The sequence below is a fragment of the Halovenus amylolytica genome, assembly GCA_004015825.1.
GTDB lineage: Archaea > Halobacteriota > Halobacteria > Halobacteriales > Haloarculaceae > Halovenus > Halovenus amylolytica.
The window spans coordinates 160,657-178,800 of sequence record SAYS01000008.1 but is presented as its reverse complement, the minus strand read 5'-3'; the positions used below and the strand labels follow the sequence as shown (position 1 = coordinate 178,800).

General features: G+C 62.7%; 16 protein-coding genes and 1 tRNA gene. 2 read left to right on the top strand and 15 right to left on the bottom strand.

The annotated features are described in order from the left end of the window. Window position 1: 1 nt before the first annotated feature. The 5 genes from EOW68_RS08975 to EOW68_RS08955 form a co-directional block, all read right to left on the bottom strand. Window positions 2-625: an METTL5 family protein gene (locus EOW68_RS08975; RefSeq protein ID WP_128224823.1), complete on the bottom strand. Its 624-nt coding sequence runs from the start codon at window positions 623-625 to the stop codon at window positions 2-4. A gap of 50 nt (window positions 626-675) precedes the next feature. Continuing rightward, the gene (locus EOW68_RS08970; RefSeq protein WP_128224822.1) at window positions 676-2,160 is read right to left on the bottom strand and encodes a PH domain-containing protein; all 1,485 of its coding nucleotides are present in this window, start codon (window positions 2,158-2,160) and stop codon (window positions 676-678) included. Further along, on the bottom strand, window positions 2,157-2,555 hold the full coding sequence (locus EOW68_RS18650; protein ID WP_431358835.1) for a PH domain-containing protein: 399 nt from the start codon (window positions 2,553-2,555) through the stop codon (window positions 2,157-2,159). The genes EOW68_RS08970 and EOW68_RS18650 overlap by 4 nt, the downstream gene beginning before the upstream one ends. Before the next feature lie 401 nt (window positions 2,556-2,956). After that, window positions 2,957-3,040 (bottom strand) — tRNA-Ser (locus tag EOW68_RS08960). A 400-nt stretch (window positions 3,041-3,440) separates the two neighbouring features. Beyond that, a complete protein-coding gene (locus EOW68_RS08955; protein WP_128224820.1) occupies window positions 3,441-5,081 on the bottom strand; it encodes a DUF255 domain-containing protein in 1,641 nt (546 codons plus the stop codon). Between the two features lie 227 nt (window positions 5,082-5,308). On the opposite strand from EOW68_RS08955, the gene EOW68_RS08950 reads away from it, so the two are divergent. Next, a complete protein-coding gene (locus EOW68_RS08950) occupies window positions 5,309-6,622 on the top strand; it encodes an ABC transporter substrate-binding protein (RefSeq protein WP_128224819.1) in 1,314 nt (437 codons plus the stop codon). A gap of 12 nt (window positions 6,623-6,634) precedes the next feature. On the opposite strand, the gene EOW68_RS08945 is transcribed toward EOW68_RS08950, so the two are convergent. The 10 genes from EOW68_RS08945 to EOW68_RS08905 all read right to left on the bottom strand — a co-directional run bounded on the left by EOW68_RS08945 (window position 6,635) and on the right by EOW68_RS08905 (window position 16,041). Beyond that, window positions 6,635-7,339, bottom strand: coding sequence for an ABC transporter ATP-binding protein (locus EOW68_RS08945; protein ID WP_128224818.1), 705 nt, complete (start codon window positions 7,337-7,339; stop codon window positions 6,635-6,637). After that, entirely contained in the window at window positions 7,336-8,184 is an 849-nt protein-coding gene (locus tag EOW68_RS08940) for an ABC transporter ATP-binding protein (RefSeq protein ID WP_128224817.1), read from the bottom strand. The genes EOW68_RS08945 and EOW68_RS08940 overlap by 4 nt, the downstream gene beginning before the upstream one ends. After that, window positions 8,184-9,488: a branched-chain amino acid ABC transporter permease gene (locus EOW68_RS08935; RefSeq protein WP_128224816.1), complete on the bottom strand. Its 1,305-nt coding sequence runs from the start codon at window positions 9,486-9,488 to the stop codon at window positions 8,184-8,186. Before EOW68_RS08935 ends, EOW68_RS08940 begins: the two co-directional genes overlap by 1 nt. Further along, entirely contained in the window at window positions 9,485-10,594 is a 1,110-nt protein-coding gene (locus EOW68_RS08930; protein WP_128224815.1) for a branched-chain amino acid ABC transporter permease, read from the bottom strand. Before EOW68_RS08930 ends, EOW68_RS08935 begins: the two co-directional genes overlap by 4 nt. A 237-nt stretch (window positions 10,595-10,831) precedes the next feature. After that, complete coding sequence (locus tag EOW68_RS08925; RefSeq protein WP_128224814.1) at window positions 10,832-12,163, bottom strand: cytochrome P450; 1,332 nt, start codon at window positions 12,161-12,163, stop codon at window positions 10,832-10,834. A gap of 468 nt (window positions 12,164-12,631) precedes the next feature. Next, window positions 12,632-13,969: a D-aminoacyl-tRNA deacylase gene (locus EOW68_RS08920; RefSeq protein ID WP_128224813.1), complete on the bottom strand. Its 1,338-nt coding sequence runs from the start codon at window positions 13,967-13,969 to the stop codon at window positions 12,632-12,634. Window positions 13,970-14,098: 129 nt separating this feature from the next. Further along, window positions 14,099-14,308, bottom strand: a complete 210-nt coding sequence (locus tag EOW68_RS08915; RefSeq protein WP_128224812.1) for a hypothetical protein — start codon at window positions 14,306-14,308, stop codon at window positions 14,099-14,101. 264 nt (window positions 14,309-14,572) lie between these two features. Then, complete coding sequence (locus tag EOW68_RS18645; protein ID WP_431358834.1) at window positions 14,573-14,707, bottom strand: hypothetical protein; 135 nt, start codon at window positions 14,705-14,707, stop codon at window positions 14,573-14,575. Window positions 14,708-14,761: 54 nt separating this feature from the next. After that, the gene (locus tag EOW68_RS08910) at window positions 14,762-15,577 is read right to left on the bottom strand and encodes an SAM hydrolase/SAM-dependent halogenase family protein (protein WP_128224811.1); all 816 of its coding nucleotides are present in this window, start codon (window positions 15,575-15,577) and stop codon (window positions 14,762-14,764) included. After that, window positions 15,574-16,041: a cupin domain-containing protein gene (locus tag EOW68_RS08905; protein WP_128224810.1), complete on the bottom strand. Its 468-nt coding sequence runs from the start codon at window positions 16,039-16,041 to the stop codon at window positions 15,574-15,576. The genes EOW68_RS08910 and EOW68_RS08905 overlap by 4 nt, the downstream gene beginning before the upstream one ends. A gap of 98 nt (window positions 16,042-16,139) precedes the next feature. On the opposite strand from EOW68_RS08905, the gene EOW68_RS08900 reads away from it, so the two are divergent. Beyond that, window positions 16,140-18,089, top strand: a complete 1,950-nt coding sequence (locus EOW68_RS08900; RefSeq protein WP_128224809.1) for an acetate--CoA ligase — start codon at window positions 16,140-16,142, stop codon at window positions 18,087-18,089. Window positions 18,090-18,144 lie beyond the last annotated feature (55 nt).

Genomic DNA, 18,144 nt, shown 5'->3' with positions numbered 1-18,144 from the left:
GTTAGCGCCACTCGATCCGGAACAACTCTACGTCGATCACCCGCGAGTCTTCCTGCTGGTGGTCGAACTGCTTCGGGAGCGTAAACTCGGCCCCGTAGGCGTGTGTGATCTCGCCCCCGTTATCGGCGGCGAAGGCCTCGACGAACTCCCCGCTGCCGGCGTTGTGGATCGAGTAGGAGACGTCTGCGATCGACGCTGTCGTCTCCAGAAAGGCCCTGTCGGCGTGTTCGTTGCCATCCTGGGCACCGAAGGGGGGATTCATGATGACCGTCGTCTCGTCTGGTGGGCAAAGTGGTGCCCGTGTCGCGTCGGCCTGGACCCACGATACCTCGGTCGTCGATGCGATCCGGCGTTTGTTCTCCCGCGCAGTTCTGAGCGCGCCCCGGTCGATATCCAGTCCGACGACCCGCTCTGGTCCCCGGAGTGTCGCAGCGAGTGCGAGCATCCCGGTCCCACAGCCGAGGTCGATCACGACCCTGTCATCGATGTCCCCCCTGAGGTCCGCGCTGTGAACGAGATACGACGCCAGCCCCGGCGGTGTCCGGTACTGCTCCAGATCGACCTGCGGATCGTCGAATCCAGCGACGACACCGAGTTGCTGGGTCAGTTGACTCTTTGTCGACATCTACAGGTGAATACTACCGATAATACCAAAATATTTTCGGATAACTCTCGCTAATCTTCGGCAGATGATGGCCGGCGTGGTCCGGCCGGTTTCCGCCCATCGCGCTGTCGTTTTCGTTCGATGATCGACTCGTGGAACTCGTCGTGGATCTCCTCGCGGAGTCGGTCCGCAGTCTCGACATCGATATCGAGCGCGACGGCGTCGCCGCCCCAGAAACTCCCGGAGGTCGCCGTATCGACGACCAGTGTCGCCAGATCACGGCGGCGCTGGAAGACCGTCTGTGAACTCGAAACCGTCTGGACGCGATAGTAGGGGACGATCGTCGTCCGTCGTGTCCAGAACCCGCTCCGTGTGATGACGTAGTTGTCGTCGGTGTAGTAGCCAATGTTCACCCACTTGAGATGGGCGGCCGGTGGGACGAGCAGCCAGAGCGCAGCGCCGGCGTACCAGAACGACAGATTGCCAGTGAGATACTGGTACCCACCGAGCAGGCCGGTGATCACGCCGACGACGATGGTGTAGCGGGCAACGTAGCGCAGTCGTGCACGCTTCGGCGGGCGTGTAAACTCCGGCTCGCCGATATCTTCGATCGTCCGTGCCAGCTCGAACACCCGGTCGCGTTTGGCGATCGGAACCGCGGCTTCGACGTTGCTGTCCTGTCCCGGGGCGTAGCCTGCCGTCTCGATGGCCAGACTCCCGTAGCCGACGGCTCGCGCGAGCAGATTCTCGCGGATCATCAGCGTCTGGATCTTCGAGAGCGGGATCGTCCCGTCGTACTGCTGGAGGAGACCGCGCTTGTACCGAAGCTCTTCGTCGTGTCTGAGCAGTCGGAAGCCGTAGTACCGCAGGACCGCCTGGACACCGCTGAGCATCCAGAGTGCGACCAGCGCCGCGACCGCAAGCGCCGGCCCCAGGACCAACAGTATCTCCAGGCGTGGCGACACCTGTTCTGCTGCGATCGGTGACGCGATCAGGAACAGTCCGGAGAGCAGCCCGAGCAGTCTGACATTCGCCGAGGTGACACCGAGAATTCCGAGTTCACGGTTGTCCAGTTCGAAGAGGATATCGTCGGTCGCGCCGGGATCGCGTTCGGCCGTTTCGCCGCTCTTTCGTCTACTGATCAGTTCCTGCAGCCGTGTCGCCTCCTGGCGGCTCACGTACCGGAGACTCGCCTCCGAACCATCGCCACCGCCGGCTGTCTCGAGGCGGAGTTCGGCGATCCCGAGCGCTCGCTGGATCACGTTCTGTGCGATATCGACGTTCTGGATGCGTTCGAAGGGGATCTCCCGCTCGCGTCTGGAGAAGACACCGGAGTAGATATCGAACGTATCGGCGTCGAGCCGGTACTCGTAATTGCGGACGTAGGCGGCCTCCCAGCTGCCGACCAGCAACAGGCCGAACAACAGAAAGGTGCCCGTCTGTAGAATATCCATCCCGTCACCGGAGGAGACGAACACTGAAAAGACGAGAATACCGCCCAGACGGAGTCCGTTTTCGAGGATCCGGTACGGCACCGATCGATAGTCGAGTTTCATAACGCGTCGTCACCTTCGGCTTCGATCGCGAGTTTCTTCAGGCGCTGCTGGAGATCCCGCGCCTCCTCGGGTTTCAGCCCCGGGATCGAGACGTCGGCCCCCCGGGAGCCGGCCGTGTAGACGACCAGCGTCGAGAGCCCGAGTGCGCGTTCCACCGGACCGCGGCTCGTATCGACGTGCTGGACGCGGACGTAGGGGACGATGGTCCGGACGTTCGTGACGACGCCGCGTTCCAGATACACCGAATCGTCCCGGATCTGGTAGACCCAGACGCGGTACCGGAGCATCACCCAGACGACGCCGAGAAACAGGAAGAGGCCGACAGCGATCGTCCCGAACACTGGATCGACGTCGAGCGCTGCCAGAATCGCACTGGCGATCAGTCCGAGGATGATGGCACTGATCGTCGTCCGGAGCGCCCACTGAATCTGGACAGTCGAGTCGAGTGACCGACGCTCCGTCGTATACTCCTTGAGTGTCTCCTCGTCGAGCCCACTCCGTGGCGTCTGGATGGTCGATGGTCGCGGTTCGGCGAGGTCTGGCGGCGACTGGTCGTCGACCCTCCGAAACTGGTCTGCGGTGTCACTGGCCCCACCATCCGCTCTCTCGTTCGGTGGCTCGGTAGTGTCGTTCGACCGACCGGGGACGTCGCCTCCGTCAGTCATCGAATTATTGTCGGGTCGGCAGAAGTTTAACTCTTTCAGGCTCTACCAGTCGTTTCACGGCTACTGGTTTCCTCGTCACTGTCGTTGTTCACTCGGAGCTGGAACTTCTCACTTGCTTGGACCACGAGAAACGCCAGGACTGGGATTTGAACCCAGAATCCCGAATGGGAACACGCTTTCCAGGCGTGCGCCTTACCAGATTCGGCCATCCTGGCACGCGTAGATATCTTGGGGAGGTACAGGGTTAAGAACTTTCGAACTTGATCCGTGATCGATTCTCTGAAAATCGCCATCTTGGGAGTGAATACCTGTTGTATCACACCAGAAAGCCCCCGGGTACTCGACTCGGGGGCTTTGCTGCGGTCCTCGCTCGCTTCCGCTCGCTGTGGTCCTTGCGGCAGCCGCCTTCGCCGGGCCCCCGGCCCCTTTCATCCACCCACACCGGCCTCGACCCTCCCCAGCCGACTGTGGTGCTCGGCTCTGCCTGCGCTCCTCGCCCACCGACAGAGCACGCTCTGTCGAGCCCTCGGTCGCTCCGCTCCCGATGACCTCGCGCGCGTTCCTCGCGCACGCCCCCGCATCGCAATAAAAACAGCTCCTCGGCTCCGAACGGTTTCAGTCTGTCAACAATTCTTCGAGTTCTGCCGGTGATGCTGCCCGTCCCTGCTCGGTGCCGTCGACGACCAGTCGCGCCTCACCATCCTCGACCCTCTGCCCGACACCGTCGCCGTCCTCGCTCCGGGGAGCAACGACCGTCTCGTGGTCGGCGAGCCGGAGTGTGGCGCGGTGAAGATCGGTCCCAGCGTCGGTTCCGACTTCGAGCACCTGCTGGGCTTCCAATCTGGATGCTGCGGTCGCGTACTGGGCCACCTCGACACCCATCCGATCCGACGCACCGGCGAAGGTCTCGATTGCCTCGCGGGCGGCCCGCTCGTATCGATCTTCGCCGGTGAGACAGGCAAGATCCAGCAACGCCTCGGCACACTCGACGGTCGCATCCAGTGGATACAGCGGCTTGTCGAGCAGGCCTGCACCCTCGGCGGGGCCATCGCGGAACGCACCGTCCTCGTCCTGGAGATGCTCGATCGTCCAGTCGGCAACCGCGCGGGCTGGTCCAGGTTCGCCGAGCACTTCCCAGGAGGTCGTCAGCCCCATCAGGACCCGCGCCTGATCGAGCAGCAGCCCCGACTCGCCGGTTTCGCTCTCGGTCGCGTAGTGGGTGACACAGCCATCCTCGACGAGTGTCTCACAGACGTGATCGCGGGCGCTTCGGGCGTACTCGCGGGCGCTGTCGTCGTCCGTGTAGGCGACGAACCAGAGCAGCCCGTCGATCGCGACGCCGTTGCGATCGGCCAGCACCGTCTCGTCGACGGTGGGCGGTTCGGCTTCCTCGCGGTCGGTCGGTTCGAGTGTGAAATACGTCTCGTCGCCGCCCTGGCTCGCACCGAAGGCGTCACCGGTCCACAGCGTCGTCGTGAGATACTCCACGCCGCTTCTGGCCGTCTCGATGTAGCTCTGTTCGCCGGTGTATCTGTAGCCACGAGCGAACGCGCGAACGATTGCACCGTTCTCGTCGAGCAGTTTCTCCCGGCGAACGCCCCCCCAGTTTCGGTTGGCCGCGACGCGGTAGAACCCACCGTCGTAGGTGTCGTGCAGGTGTGCGCTGATCGCTTCGAGGGTGCGGGTGGCCTGCTCGCGTGCCCGGACGAGCGCGAACTCGATTGTCCGGGGCATCGGGAACTTCGTGTCCTGTCCCCAGCCGCCGAACTCCTCGTCGTAGGCCGCCAGCAACTGTTCGATCATCTCTTCCTCGATGCGGGCATCGACCTCGCCGCTCGGCGGTGTCGTATCCCGCAGCGCGCGGGTGATCGAACCGCCTGCCTCGCCTTTGCTATCCCACGTCTTGCGGACGCTGTCTAAAATTCCGCGGAAGCCGTCGATCCCGAGGAAGGTCGCGCCGGTGAGGATCTTGCCTTCGGGGGTGACGAACACCGTCGACGGGAACCCACCCATGTTGTACCGTTCCCGAACGCGGGGGTTGCGGTCGGCGTCCACCCGGATCGGGACGAAACCATCGTTGATGTTGGCCGCGATGCGTGGCTCCGAGTAGGTCGTTCGATCCATCTCTGCACACTCTTCGGACCAGGGCGTTCGGAGCGCGAGCAACACTGGTTTGCCGCTGCGCTCGGCGACATCGAAGGCGTCCTGGCCCCAGTCGCGCCACTGTACTTTCGTCGCATCCCCAGCCTCGGTCATACCTGTGGTTAGGCACTGACAGTTAAATCCGTTTCATCCTGACGACGGACGAAATCTGTCAGCTTTGCATAGCCGCCAGTAGCAAAAATCGAACCATGAACCGCCTCGATCTCGGATTGTCCAGTCATGTCGACCAGGCGCTTTTGAGACGTGGTTACAAAATATCAGTGATTGGTATAATGCTACTAACTAAAAATCACCTACTCGATAAAACGACACTGATAGCTATGGTAGACCAGTCACGACGACGGGACCTTCTCAAGGCGATCGGAGCCGGCGGGACCATCGCACTGGCGGGGTGTCTCGCAGACGACGAGGGTGATGACGGAAATGGTGGCGGAGATGGCGACGGTGGCGGTGACGGAAACGAAACTGGGGACGACGGCGGCGGCGACGGTGGCATCGGCCGAACGATCAATCTCGGCCTCCTGATGGGCGTTACCGGCGGGCTCGAAGAACTCGGACCGCCGATCCGTGACGCTGCCCAGCTCGTCCCGGGACAGTTCGACGACGCGGACACCGAACTGGAGATCCAGACACAGTTCGAGGACACGGAGACAGATCCGACGGTCGGCGTCAGCGGTGCCGAAGCACTCGACGACGCGGGGTATCCGATGTTCGTCGGCGCGCTGGCGTCGGCGGTCAGTCTGGAAGTTGCCGAGAGCGTCTCGATTCCGCGCGGGATCGTTCAGAACTCCCCCGCGAGCACGGCACCCGGCTACTCCGATCTGGAGGCTGATTTCACCTTTCGGACCGCAGTGCCGGACAGCTTCCAGGGAGAAGTACTCGCACAGATCGCTGCCGAGCGACTGGAGGCCGGGAGTGCGGCGACGCTGGCACAGGACGACGCCTACGGTCAGGGACTGTCCAGTACGTTCGCCGATTCCTTCGAAAACCAGTACGACGGCGAGATCACTGGCTCGGAGATTTTCCCGGAAGGGCAAACATCCTACACGGCCCAACTCGAAAACGTTCTTGCGGACGATCCGGATACCCTGCTCATCGTCGCCTTCCCGGAGGACGGCGAGCGGATCTTCTCGGATTTCTACACGAACTTCGACCGGCCGGATATGGACATCCTGGTGTCCGACGGGCTCCAGGACTCCGGACTTCCCGACGCTGTCGGCTTCGACATGACGAACGTCACCGGAACGGCACCGATCGGCTCCGGCCCTGGTGTCGATACGTTCAACCAGCTGTATCAGGATGCCTACGACGAGGACCCGAGCGGAGAGCCCTTCGTCAGACAGTCCTACGACGCGGCTGCGACACTCGTCCTGGCCAACGCCGCAGCAGGCGAAAACGACGGCGAGGCCGTCCGTGACGAGGTCCGGAACGTCACTTCGTCGGGCGGCGAGGAAGTGCTGCCGGAGAACCTCGTCGAGGGTGCAGAGATGGCCGCTGAGGGCGAGGAGATCCAGTACAGAGGTGTCTCCGGTGAGATCACCTACGACGAGAACGGGGATCAGAGCAACGTCTCCTACGAGTACTTCGGCTTCACCGAAGACGGTCTCGAAGAGATCGAAACTATCCAGCTGTAAGAGGCGCTGCGCTCACCCACCGAGGAAATCCTCGCGGACCTGCTGATCGGTCAGCAGTGCCTGGCCGGTATCTTCGTGGCGATTCTGTCCCTGGACGAGTACGTAGCCTCGATCACACCGTCTGAGTGCTTCTTTCGCGTTCTGCTCGACGATGAGAACCGCGGTGCCGTCGTCGTTGATCGTATCGATCCGGTCGAGTGTCTCGTCGACGAGATCCGGCGCGAGCCCCGCGCTGGGTTCGTCGAGCAAGAGCAGATCCGGATCGAGCATCAGCGCCCGGCCCATCGCGAGCATCTGGCGCTGGCCACCGGAGAGTGTGCCGGCTTTCTGCCCCTTGCGCTCCCGGAGGATCGGGAACCGATCGTAGATTTCGTCGAGTCGCTCGGTCGGGAGCTCGTCCAGGATGTACGCACCCATCTCCAGGTTCTCCCGGACTGTGAGTCCTGCAAAGACGTTCTGGGACTGGGGGACGTAGTTGAGCCCCCGTGTGATAATCTCGTTCGGATCGAGGTCGCTGATATCCTCGCCGTCGAAGATGATCTCCCCGCCCATCTGGTCGGTCAGCCCGAAGACGGATTTCATCACGGTCGATTTGCCCGCGCCGTTCGGGCCGACGATCGCGACGTACTCCTCGTCCCCGACGTCCATATCCACGCCATCGAGCACCTGGAGGTCGCCGTAGCCCGCGTCCAGATCCTGCACTGCGAGCAGACTCATTGCTCCACCTCCCCACCGAGGTAGGCCTCCAGAACGCGTTCGTCCTGTCTGACCTCCTCGGGTGCGCCTTGCATCAGGCGCTTGCCCTGATGCATCACGACGACTGGATCGCAGTGGTTCATCACCACGTTCATGTCGTGTTCGACCAGCAGGAACGTATAGCCCTCCGACTGAAGTTCGTGGATCCGGTCGAGCAGTTTCTCTTCGAGTGTGGGATTGACGCCGGCGAGCGGTTCGTCGAGCAGGATCATGTCGGGATCGGTCATGAACACGCGGGCCATCTCCAGCAGTTTTCGCTGCCCACCGGATAGATTGCCGGCGTACTCGCCGGCGAGATGGTCGATCGCGAAGAATTCGAGCGTCTCCCAGGCTTCCTCCCTGAGTTCGGCCTCCTGTTCGCTGACACCACCCCGAAAGCCCGGCAGGACCGACCGCCACAGCGACTCGCCGAGCTGATTCGGCGGTGCGAGCATCACGTTTTCGAGGACGGTCATCTCGCTCAACTCGCGAGCGATCTGGAACGTCCGAACCAGTCCCCTGTTTGCGATCTGTTCCGGTCGACGCCCCGTGATGTCGGTTCCATCGAAGATGACCTGTCCGCCGTCGGCGTTCTGGACGCCCGTGATGAGATCGAACGTCGTCGATTTGCCGGCCCCGTTTGGCCCGATAAGCCCGGTGACGGTGCCTTGCTCGACCTCGAACCCGACGCCGTCGACCGCCACGACACCGCCGAAGCGCTTCTGCAGGTTCCGGACCTGCAAGATCGGATCACCGGTGCTCTCGCCGGTGGCTGTCCGACTCTCCTCGGCGCTCGCTGTGTCCTGTTCAGTGGCTGTTGTCGTCATCAGTTCTCACCTCCAGTCCGGTCTTCGAGATCGATACTCGATGCGATCTCCTTGCGCTTCCCGAGCAGTCCCTCGGGTCTGCGCTGTATCAGGATGACCAACACGACCCCGAGCAACACGACCCGGAGCGCCGAGAGATTGTCCGTCGTGTAGACGATGAACGGATCGATGCCGCCGAAGGCATCGAAGATGGTCGTCGGATCCGCTTCGGCTTCCAGCCGTTGGTTGATGATCCGCTCGATGAACACCGGCCCCCGGAAGAGTAACGCCCCGAAGACGATGCCACCGATCACGCTGCCGGTGTTCGACCCTGCCCCGCCGATGATGAGCGCGACGAAGACGAAAAACGTCACCTCCGGCTCGAAGTTCGTCGGCGTCACGCCGCCCCGTTTCGTGTACCACAGAATCGCCGCGAGCCCCATCAGCGCCGAACCGAGCGCGAAGGCCGTGATCTTGAATTTCCGGGTGTCTTTGCCCAGCGCTTTCGCAACCGTTTCGTCTTCCCGGATTGCCTTGAGAACGCGACCGAACGGCGAGTTCCCAGTCCGGACGAGCAGGAAGTAGTACAGTCCGACGAACAGGCTGAGAAACAGCGCGTACAGGATCCCTTCGGCTGTCGAGTCGTCGATAATGAATAGATCGAACAGTCCGAAGTAGAACTCGCCGAAGGCGTTTGGCTCCGGACGGAGACTGTAGGGATGCTTGTAGAGGAAAAATTTCACGGGATCCGGAAGCGTTCCATCCGGGCCGGTCGCACCGCCGAAGCCGATGTCGAATCCTGCAAACGTAAACTCCGCAAACCGCTGTGAGCCGAGGATACTTCGAACGATCTCCGCAAATGCGAGTGTGACGATCGCAAGATAGTCCGCGCGCAGTCGCAGTGCTGGCAGTGCGACGAGCGCGCCGAACAGACTGGTGATGAGGACCGCGCCGAGTGCCCCGATTGGGTAGGCCAGTCCGATCTGCACTGTCAGAATGTGCATCGAGTACAGGCCAATCGCCATGAAGCCAGCAATCCCGATGTTGAACAGTCCGGCATAGCCCCACTGGAGGTTCAGGGCGAGCACCACGAGCGCGTACACCGCAGCGAAGAAGGTCACCCGTTCGAGCGAGCTATAGAGCCCGTTGGCATCCAGTCCACCGACGATCCCCAGGAACAGAAAGATCGCGTAGATCGCGAGCAGGGTGACTGCGATCAGCCGAATATCGCTGGCACTCGCAACCGCCCAGATACGGTCACGGACTGACTGTTCAGTGTCTCCTCCGGGCGTGGTATCATCCGCCTGCGCGTCGCCGTCGCTCATACCGAGGTCACCCCCCCGAAGATACCGTTCGGACGGACGAGCAACACCGCGATCATGATGACGAAGGCGGCGACAGTGGTGAACTCAGAGGGGAGCCAGACGATCGACAGCTGGCTGACGATCCCGATAGTGAGGCCGCCGACGATCGCGCCGTAGATGGAGCCGATCCCGCCGAGAATGACGCCGGCGAAGATGACCAGCAGAATGTCCCAGCCGAGCGTGAGATCCAGAAAGCCCTGTTCGAGCGCGAGCAGGTAGCCGGCCGCGCCGGTGAGCCCGCCACCGATGAGCCAGGTGTAGAGGACGACTCGTTCCGTCGAGATCCCCGTAATCTTGGCCAGATCCTCGTTGTCAGCCATCGCTCGCATTGCCGTTCCGAGCTTCGTGTACTGGAGAAGGAGGTGGACGCCGATCATGAGACCGAGCGCGACGACGACGAGCGTGACCTGGTGTGCGTCGATCGTGAACGAACCCGAGCCGACCGGGATCGCCTGCCGCGGCACCTCCGGGTCGTGGACGACCGACGGTGTCGACGGCTGGTAGATGAACTGGATCAGATGTCGCAGCGCCAGTGCGACCCCGACGCTCGCGATGAGCAGCGAGATCCCGCTTTGATCCCGCATCGGCCGGAAGACGACCCGGTCGAGGCCGACTGCCAGCCCCGCAGCGAACAGTACCGAGACGATGAATCCGACGACGATAGCGAGCGGTGCAGTCGTGACCGAGATCCCGAGTTGGCTGGAGATACGCGCTGGCTGGCCGACCAGCAGCAGAATCTCCATCGCAATGTTCCCGAAGCCGACGATCACGAACGTCGAACTCCAGCCGGCGAAGGCGCCGGCGGTGATCAGATCGCCGTGTGCGAAGTTCGCGAACTGGAGGATGCTGTAGGTCATCGCTAGCCCGATCCCGGCGAGCCCGATTGCCATCCCGAAGACGATACCGCTCCACAGGAACGTGGCGACGGTGTCCGGCCTGACCGTACCTGTTGCGAGTCGGCGAAGAAGGTCGAGAAAAAACAGTACCCCGATCACGACGAATCCAGCAGTCAGTGGATCCGTCTGGAGCCGAGACCCGAGCCAGTGATCCTGTGATTGTTCTACCATATGACCGCTACTACACCGGGATTTGAAAAGCTTAGCACAGCATACAATATGCTGGTGTCCGGGCGTGTGGTCGATTGCCGTTTCATAGTGATTATTGCGAGTCTGTACCGCGAAGTTCAGATAGAACTGGTCTAGGAGGGCCGAAACAGCCTCGGTTTCGCTGCCGTGCTGAAAATTACCGCAATAATCACTATCAGTTGGTCCGGTGTTCCCGACCGGAACGTAGCCAGCAGATGCTTACGACCGCTCGTCGAGTCGCATCTCCATCCCGTCGGTTGGATGGATCGTCAGCGATGGCTGCAACTCGACCGGTTCGGTCCCAGTGTATTCCAGTTCGAACCGCTTGGTGACGATCGCGAGGATGATCTGTGCTTCGAGTTTTGCGAGATGTTTCCCGATGCAGTGGCGTGGACCACCACCGAAGGGGAAGTAGGCAAAACGGTGCCGGCCCTTGCTTTCCGCTGTTCGCCAGCGCTCGGGCCGGAAGCTGTCGGGGTCTTCCCAGTGTGTCGGCGAGCGGTGGACGGCCCACTGTGGGAGCATGATCGTCGAGCCGGCCGGGATGTCGTAGCCCAGCAGTTCGACGTCCTCGGTCGGTTCGCGAAAGATCGAGTACACTGGTGGGTACAGCCGCATCGCCTCGTCGATCGCCCACTCGATGTACTCGAACTCCTGTACGTCGTCCATCGTCGGCACTCCCTCGACCGCGTCGGCTTCTTCGTGGACGCGTTCCCGTTTTTCCGGATGTTTCGAGAGGAGATACCAGGTGTAGGTGAGCGTGAGTGCGGTCGTATCGTGGCCCGCCAGCAACATCGTGACCACCTCGTCACGGAGTTGTGTGTCGGATTGCTCACCCTCGTTCTGAGCCCTGAGAAGAATCGAGAGCAGATCCATCGGTCCATCTTGGCCGCCCTCGGTTCCCCGGCGTTTTGCGATAATCTCGTCGACGATCTCGTCGACCGCCGAGACGGCGTCGTTGTACTCCCGGGCACCGGGCATGGGGACCCAGTCCGGCAGTGCGAACTGGAGCGGGTCGGGCTCGAAGCGCCGTCCAACGGGCTCGAGATTTTCGCGGAGGCGCTCGATCTGCTCGTCGTCGAGATTCGTCCCGAGCATGAGATCGGAGATTACGTCGATCGTCACCCGGGTCATCTCGATTTCCATATCCCGTACGTCGCCGTCTTCCCAGTCCTCGATCAGCGCCTCGGTGTGGCCGGCGATCCGGTCGTCGAAGGCGGCCAGCCGCCCCATCGAGAAAGCCGGGTTGGCGAGTTTGCGCTGGGATTGCCACTCCTCGCCCTCGCTCAACAGGAGTCCGTTGCCGAGCAGGTCCCCCAGCGCGTCCGTCTGGAAGTTCGGTTTCTTGTACGTTCCAGCGTCACCGACGAGGACGGTCTGGATTGCATCCGGCTCCGTGACCAGGTACGTCTTCGTCGGACCCATCGCGAACTGTGCGATCCCGTTGTAGGCTCGTTCGACATCAGTAACGAACCGGAGCGGATCGTCGGAGTACTGACGGCTACTGCCAAACAGCGGCTCACCTCTCGGCCCTGGCGGCGTTGCGCGCATAGAGGTATATTGGATTTGTGAAAAATAAGGGCTCTGCTGGCTAGTTGGGTGATAGTTTGTTCGAGTCCTTGGGTTGGGAAGAGTGGGACTCTCCTGTCTGGCAAGATTGGCTACGAACAGCAAGAAAACCCCGAGGCTGTCGACTCCCGCGACTCGCTGCGCGCTCCCTTCGGTCGTGTGCTTGCGTTGTCGGGGTTCGCCGACGGGAGGACGGCGCAGCCGTCCTTCACATTCGTGGCGGCGTAGCCGCCACCGAGCCTCGCCCCTTTCAGTCCCACCCAGCCCAGAACGCCACATCGGGCGGGACTGAAAGGGGCCGTCCGCTCGATGAGCGAGACGATGCAAGGACCGCAACGAAGTGAGGACCGCAGCGAGTCGCAGCCATCGAGCGGACGGGGGCTTTCTTGCTGTTTTGAATACTGATCGCTCAGCTAGTAAAACCAGATTTCCATTCCGGGATTCTTAGAATCACTCTAATAAAAACTCGACTTCCCGCTCTGTCTGAACCTTCTCGGGTGGAATCGTTCGCCCGCTCACCTCGACAGTCTCGCCGTCGGCCAGCCGACCGAAGGCCGGTCCTTTGGGCACACCCAGTGTCTTCGCTTTCTCGGGATCGAACCGCCGCTCGCGAGCGATCGCCGTCTTACCGTTTCGCTCCACACTGTCGTAGCGCTCTTCGAGCACCGAGAGCAGTTCCTCGATCAGTGCCGACCGCTCCGACTCGTCGCCGAGAAGCACTTTCCCTATCGGCCGACTCCCACCCTGGGCTGTCACGAAGGCGAGCGCACGCGTCCGGAACAACTCCAGACACTGCTCGCGGTCGATCCCGCAGGCCTCGTCCAGCAGGTCCGTCGGAATAGCAGCCTCCACGAACGCCCTGTCCTCGTACTCGGTCGCTGGCTCGCCGAACCGCAGCCCCTCCTCGACAGTCGCGACCTCCTCGGCAGCACTGGCGAAAGCCAGTGGGACCGACCCGGTCTCGCGGACCCAGGTTTCGCTCACTGCGCGGTAGCCCGCTTCCTCGACCGCCTCGACGACGTCCGGGTGGTGGCCGTCGACCACCGCGTACTCGGCCTTACTTTGCTCGAACGCCTCGGTGAGGACAGCCTGTCCCTCGTCGTCGAACTCGCCGATCGCGTCGAGTCCCCAGTCGGCCGCGATGTGGCCCATCGCCCACGAAGTTTCGCGGACGACGCGCTCGAACCGGGGGGTGTAGTGGCCACCGCCGAAGCCGACGAGCTGCCGTCTGGTCTCGTCCCCGTTCGCGCGCTCGCGGTGGGCGGCGACGTCACGGATGTCGAGAATCGCCTGTGCGACTGCCCGCGCGCCGGCTTGATCTTGCCACTGTGGCTCGGCGCTGCCGAGTTCGACGAACATCGAGGGGACACCCACCGTCGAGGGGCCGTGGTGTGTACACTCCATCCCGACCTCGTAGCCGTCAGCTGCGTGATCCGCGAGTGCGTCGAGCACTGCGGCGTGGGCGTTTGGACAGGCCTCGGCGAGTTCGTTCGCCTCGCCGCCGTGGTCGGCCGGCCCGAAGTTGCCCGTGTGATGCGCCGTCAGCAAGGCCCCCGTCTCGCCACTGTGGCGGGAGGCGAAGACGAGCAGATCGATGTCGCCAAAGGCCTCGGCTGGCCGCGCCATGTCGAGATGCAGTTCCTCGAACTCCCGCAGTTCCGCGCCGTCCGTCCGGTACACCGCCTCGCAGCTGTCGTCTGAATCCCTCTCCCAGTCTTCGAGCGCCAGCAGTTGCTCACCGATATGGCTGGAGGCACTGTCGGCACGGGAGACGACGATACCGAGCATAGTGCCAGTCGGCGGGAGACGACTGAAAGTGTTGCTATCCCTGGTCAGGTCATACTGGTGGCTATACGAAACTGAAGAATTTCGCACACTCGGGGTGCGAATCTCTTTACGAATTTATAGCCACCAGTATCAGTAGCGCCACTCGGTCTCTGCGGTCGCCTCGGTCGAATCGTACAGCGCGTAGGTGACCAGCACTGTCGCGAGAAAGGCTCCGGCCGAGACGAGCAGAAACTCGTACTCCGTGGATGGCAGCACGAACCGCCGGAGCAAGGACCCCAGCGCCAGCAGTGATACACCCACATACAGAAACAAAAGCCCCGGCCGACGGCGAATATCCATACAATACACTGGGCTGACAGCCTAAAGATTCTGTCGGGCGTTCCGCCGTGGCTCCCAGCAGTGTCCGGCCTCGTGGGTGTGTCTGACATACCGGAGTGAAACTAATATGTAGAAGGGAGAAACACAAGACAGCACGTCGTTTCGAGGCGAAATATGGGGGTCGAAAACAGGGGCAATTTCGTGCTATCTGTCTGTGATTGTCTACTCTGTTGCGTTGGACCAGCAGCTACTGCTTGGAGTGTGAGCTACGTCGAAAAACGACCGCTATACGTCGCCCATCTCGACGATCGAACAGGTGTGGTCAGTGTCGTTGATGTGGGTTTCCGCGCGGGACTCTGCAGCGACACGGGACGGGTGGAACCCGATCTTGCCGCAGTCTTGGCACATGATTTCGTACATGCGTCTACTTCCTACAGACCTGCACTATTAATAATTATGGTTTGGGCAACGGGCTCACTGTCTCGTGTCGTTGCACTGGATTCGAACGGCGTCCTCGCTGCTCACGTCGAACGCATCGGACCCCCATCCCTGATTGACGGCGAGTTCGACGTTGCCGTGGCTACCGACGGTCACCAGTCGCTGTCCCGGATCGACAGCCGCGTAGCTCTCCCGGAGTGGCACCGACTCGCCGTCGACCGAGAGTTCGCCACCGAATCGATCGGCGACGTACTCGCCCGGAACGTTCGTGATCGCGTTGCCGAAGTCGTCGACAGCGAGGATCGTCCCAGTCGCGCCACCCTCGGAAATCGTCGGGTCGGGAAACGCGAGTGATTCGTAGCTGTCGATCGCGTGGAGTCCCTCGTCCGTTTCTACGTCGTCGACACCGATCTCGTGAACTCTGGCTGCGGCGGGCGCGAACACGTCCCGGCCGTGGAACGTCGAACTCGCCAGCCGTGGCGGCCACGCTGTCCGGTCCGTTCCCTCGACGGACCCCTCGCGAGTCTCGATCTGGAACACCTCGATCGCTCCGTCACCGAGTCGCCGTGCAGCCGGGACGAGCACGCCGTTGTCCGGACCGACGAGCGCGTGCTCGCCGGCGCGCACGACGATCGCCGCACGGTCGGTTCCGACCCCCGGATCGATCACCGCCAGATGCACAGCCGGCGGAAAGTACGGGAGCATCTCGCGCAGCCAGAACGCGCTCGTTCTGACGTCCTGTCGCGGCAGGTCGTGTGCCACGTCGACGAGCCTGGTCTCTGTCCACTGGCAGATGACACCTTTCATCGCCGCGGGGTACGGGGACTGGAAGTCCGAACTGAGTGTAATCACGTGTAGCGACCGGTCTCTGCTCCACACTCCTCACAGATCGTTACGAGGGCATCCTCGTCCTCGGCCCGCTCGATCCGTGTCGGCTGGCGATCCCCGCAGGCGCTACACTCCCGGCGAAGCTCCGTCTCCCGCTCGTCGGCGGGTGCGCCCATGGCGAGTGCTTTCAGTTGCCGCTCGCCGGCATTGCGCCCGAGTTGCCACTCGCCCGGTTCGAATCGGATCGCCTCGCCCGCCATAACTGTTACATCGCCGTCTTCGGTCTCGAAGGTTGCCGTGCCGGTCATGATGTAGAAGACCTCCTCCTGGCCGGGATGGCGGTGGTAGCCGAAACCGAAGCTGTCTCCGGGTTCGAGTTCGTAGTAGTTGATCGCGACGTGGTCTGTCTCCAGTGCCCGGGAGAGCGGTTTCTTGGCTGCCTGTGGCCCTGCCCAGGAGTCGACCGCCGTCAGTGCAGTTTTCTCCATACCTAGTTATCAGTCCCGAATCAAAAAAAGAGCGCGCAGTTACTGCTGTCAGGGATCTGGGGGAACGCTTATACAGAGGTAGCCGTACCTATCGGACAATGGGTGACGGGCACGAGTTCGAGACCGACCCGGACGAGCTACCGACAGCGGAGGTAGCCCCACCACAGCGTTTTCTCGACCAAGCGAACGTCACCGAGACCGGCATCCGCGAGCGGTTTCGGGCGCAGTGGCCGGACGCGTGGGACGAGGCCGGCGAACGTCTCGCGTGGACGAGCAAGTACGACAGTGTCTACGACGAGGCGACGCGGAGCTGGTTCCCCGGCGGGCAGCTCAACGCCGCCGCCAACTGCCTCGACCGTCATCTCGCGGACCGGAAACACCAGCGTGCGCTGGTCTGGGACGGCCAGCGCGGTGAGACGCGAACCTACACCTACCTCGAACTGTTCCGCGAGGTAAACGAGTTCGCCGCCGCACTCCGGGAGATCGGCGTCGGTCAGGGTGATGTCGTCACACTCCACATGCCTGCAATCCCCGAACTACCGATCGCGATGCTCGCGTGTGCCCGGATCGGCGCACCCCACGCGGTCGTCTACACCGGCTTCTCTGCCGACGCGCTCGCGCGGCGGATGGATCGCTCTGACTCGTCGTATCTCGTCGTCAGCGATGGCTACTACCGGCGCGGTGACGCCGTCTCACTCACCAACAAGGCAGAGACAGTCCGTGCGACTCTCTCCGCCGACGTGACGACGGTCGTCGTCGATCGGTTCGGTGAGAGCCACGAGTACGCGACCGATGTCGGGAAGTACAACTACCGGACACTGCTGGACCGCAACGAGGGCGAGCGCGTCGAGCCCGTCGACAGAGCGTCGACCGACGAACTGTTCGTCATCTACACCTCGGGCACCACGGGCACGCCGAAACGGGTGACACATACCACCGGTGGCTATCTGGCGCATACGGCGTGGACGAGCCACGCCGTGTTGGATCTCGAACCCGGTGACACCTACTTCTGTACGGCCGATCTCGGCTGGATCACCGGGCACTCCTACGTCGTCTACGGTCCGCTCGCACTCGGTGCGACCGTCCTGTTGCGCGAGGGCGAGGCCGATCAGCCACCGCGGACGAACGTCTGGGAACTCATCGAACACCACGCCGTCGATATCTTCTATACGTCACCGACAGCGATCCGTGCGTTCATGAAGTGGGGCCCGGAGTACCCCGAACAGTACGATCTCTCCAGCCTGCGCCTGCTGGGCACCGTCGGCGAACCGATCAATCCCCAGTCCTGGCAGTGGCTGTCCGAACACGTCGGCAACGAAACGTGTCCCATCGTGGACACCTGGTGGCAGACCGAGACTGGGGGCCATCTCATCACGACCCTGCCGGGAGTCGACCGGATGAAACCCGGCGCTGTCGGCCCGCCGTTGCCCGGCATCGACGTCACGGTCGTCGACGAGGATGGCCAGTCGGTCGACGCCAACACCGGTGGCTATCTCGTCGTCGACACGCCGTGGCCGGGAATGCCCCGCGAACTCTCCGAGGGGGTGCGGTGGGCAGCGCCCGACGACGCCCGCCCCGACTCGGAGTGGGCCTACCGGACCGGTGACGGTGCCTTCGTCGACGAAGACGGCTACGTGACGATCCTCGGCCGTGTCGACGACGTGCTCAACGTCTCCGGCCGCCGGTTCGGGACCCGGGAGCTGGAGTCGACGGCCGTTACCGTCGACGGAGTCACCGAGGCGGCGGTCGTCAGCGGTGCCTACGGTGACCGCGGCCACGGGCTCTACGTCTACGTCAGCCTCGAAGACGGCACACAGGAGTCCGAACGGATCCGGGCCGAGGTCACGGCGGCGATCGAACAGACGATCGGCACTTTCGCCCGCCCGGACGCAGTGATCGTCAGCCCCGAACTCCCGAAAACCAGCTCCGGCAAGATCGTCCGACGGCTCCTGACCGATATCGCGAACGGCGAGTCTCTCGGTGACACGAGCGCGCTCCGCAATCCGGAGGTACTCGGTGAGATCAGATCGGCTGTCCAGCAGGACTGACAGCCGTCTCTCGCCCCGAGCGACTTTCGGCTTATCAGAGTATTCCGAAGTCAGA

Bases quoted from the DNA above. Each gene is read 5' to 3' on its own strand.
- EOW68_RS08975 (WP_128224823.1), bottom strand. From the start codon at position 625: ATGTCGACAAAGAGTCAACTGACCCAGCAACTCGGTGTCGTCGCTGGA.
- EOW68_RS08955 (WP_128224820.1), bottom strand. From the start codon at position 5,081: ATGACCGAGGCTGGGGATGCGACGAAAGTACAGTGGCGCGACTGGGGC.
- EOW68_RS08970 (WP_128224822.1), bottom strand. From the start codon at position 2,160: ATGAAACTCGACTATCGATCGGTGCCGTACCGGATCCTCGAAAACGGA.
- EOW68_RS08945 (WP_128224818.1), bottom strand. From the start codon at position 7,339: ATGAGTCTGCTCGCAGTGCAGGATCTGGACGCGGGCTACGGCGACCTC.
- EOW68_RS08930 (WP_128224815.1), bottom strand. From the start codon at position 10,594: ATGGTAGAACAATCACAGGATCACTGGCTCGGGTCTCGGCTCCAGACG.
- EOW68_RS08935 (WP_128224816.1), bottom strand. From the start codon at position 9,488: ATGAGCGACGGCGACGCGCAGGCGGATGATACCACGCCCGGAGGAGAC.
- EOW68_RS08920 (WP_128224813.1), bottom strand. From the start codon at position 13,969: ATGCTCGGTATCGTCGTCTCCCGTGCCGACAGTGCCTCCAGCCATATC.
- EOW68_RS08915 (WP_128224812.1), bottom strand. From the start codon at position 14,308: ATGGATATTCGCCGTCGGCCGGGGCTTTTGTTTCTGTATGTGGGTGTA.
- EOW68_RS08940 (WP_128224817.1), bottom strand. From the start codon at position 8,184: ATGACGACAACAGCCACTGAACAGGACACAGCGAGCGCCGAGGAGAGT.
- EOW68_RS18645 (WP_431358834.1), bottom strand. From the start codon at position 14,707: ATGTACGAAATCATGTGCCAAGACTGCGGCAAGATCGGGTTCCACCCG.
- EOW68_RS08925 (WP_128224814.1), bottom strand. From the start codon at position 12,163: ATGCGCGCAACGCCGCCAGGGCCGAGAGGTGAGCCGCTGTTTGGCAGT.
- EOW68_RS08900 (WP_128224809.1), top strand. From the start codon at position 16,140: ATGGGTGACGGGCACGAGTTCGAGACCGACCCGGACGAGCTACCGACA.
- EOW68_RS08950 (WP_128224819.1), top strand. From the start codon at position 5,309: ATGGTAGACCAGTCACGACGACGGGACCTTCTCAAGGCGATCGGAGCC.
- EOW68_RS08905 (WP_128224810.1), bottom strand. From the start codon at position 16,041: ATGGAGAAAACTGCACTGACGGCGGTCGACTCCTGGGCAGGGCCACAG.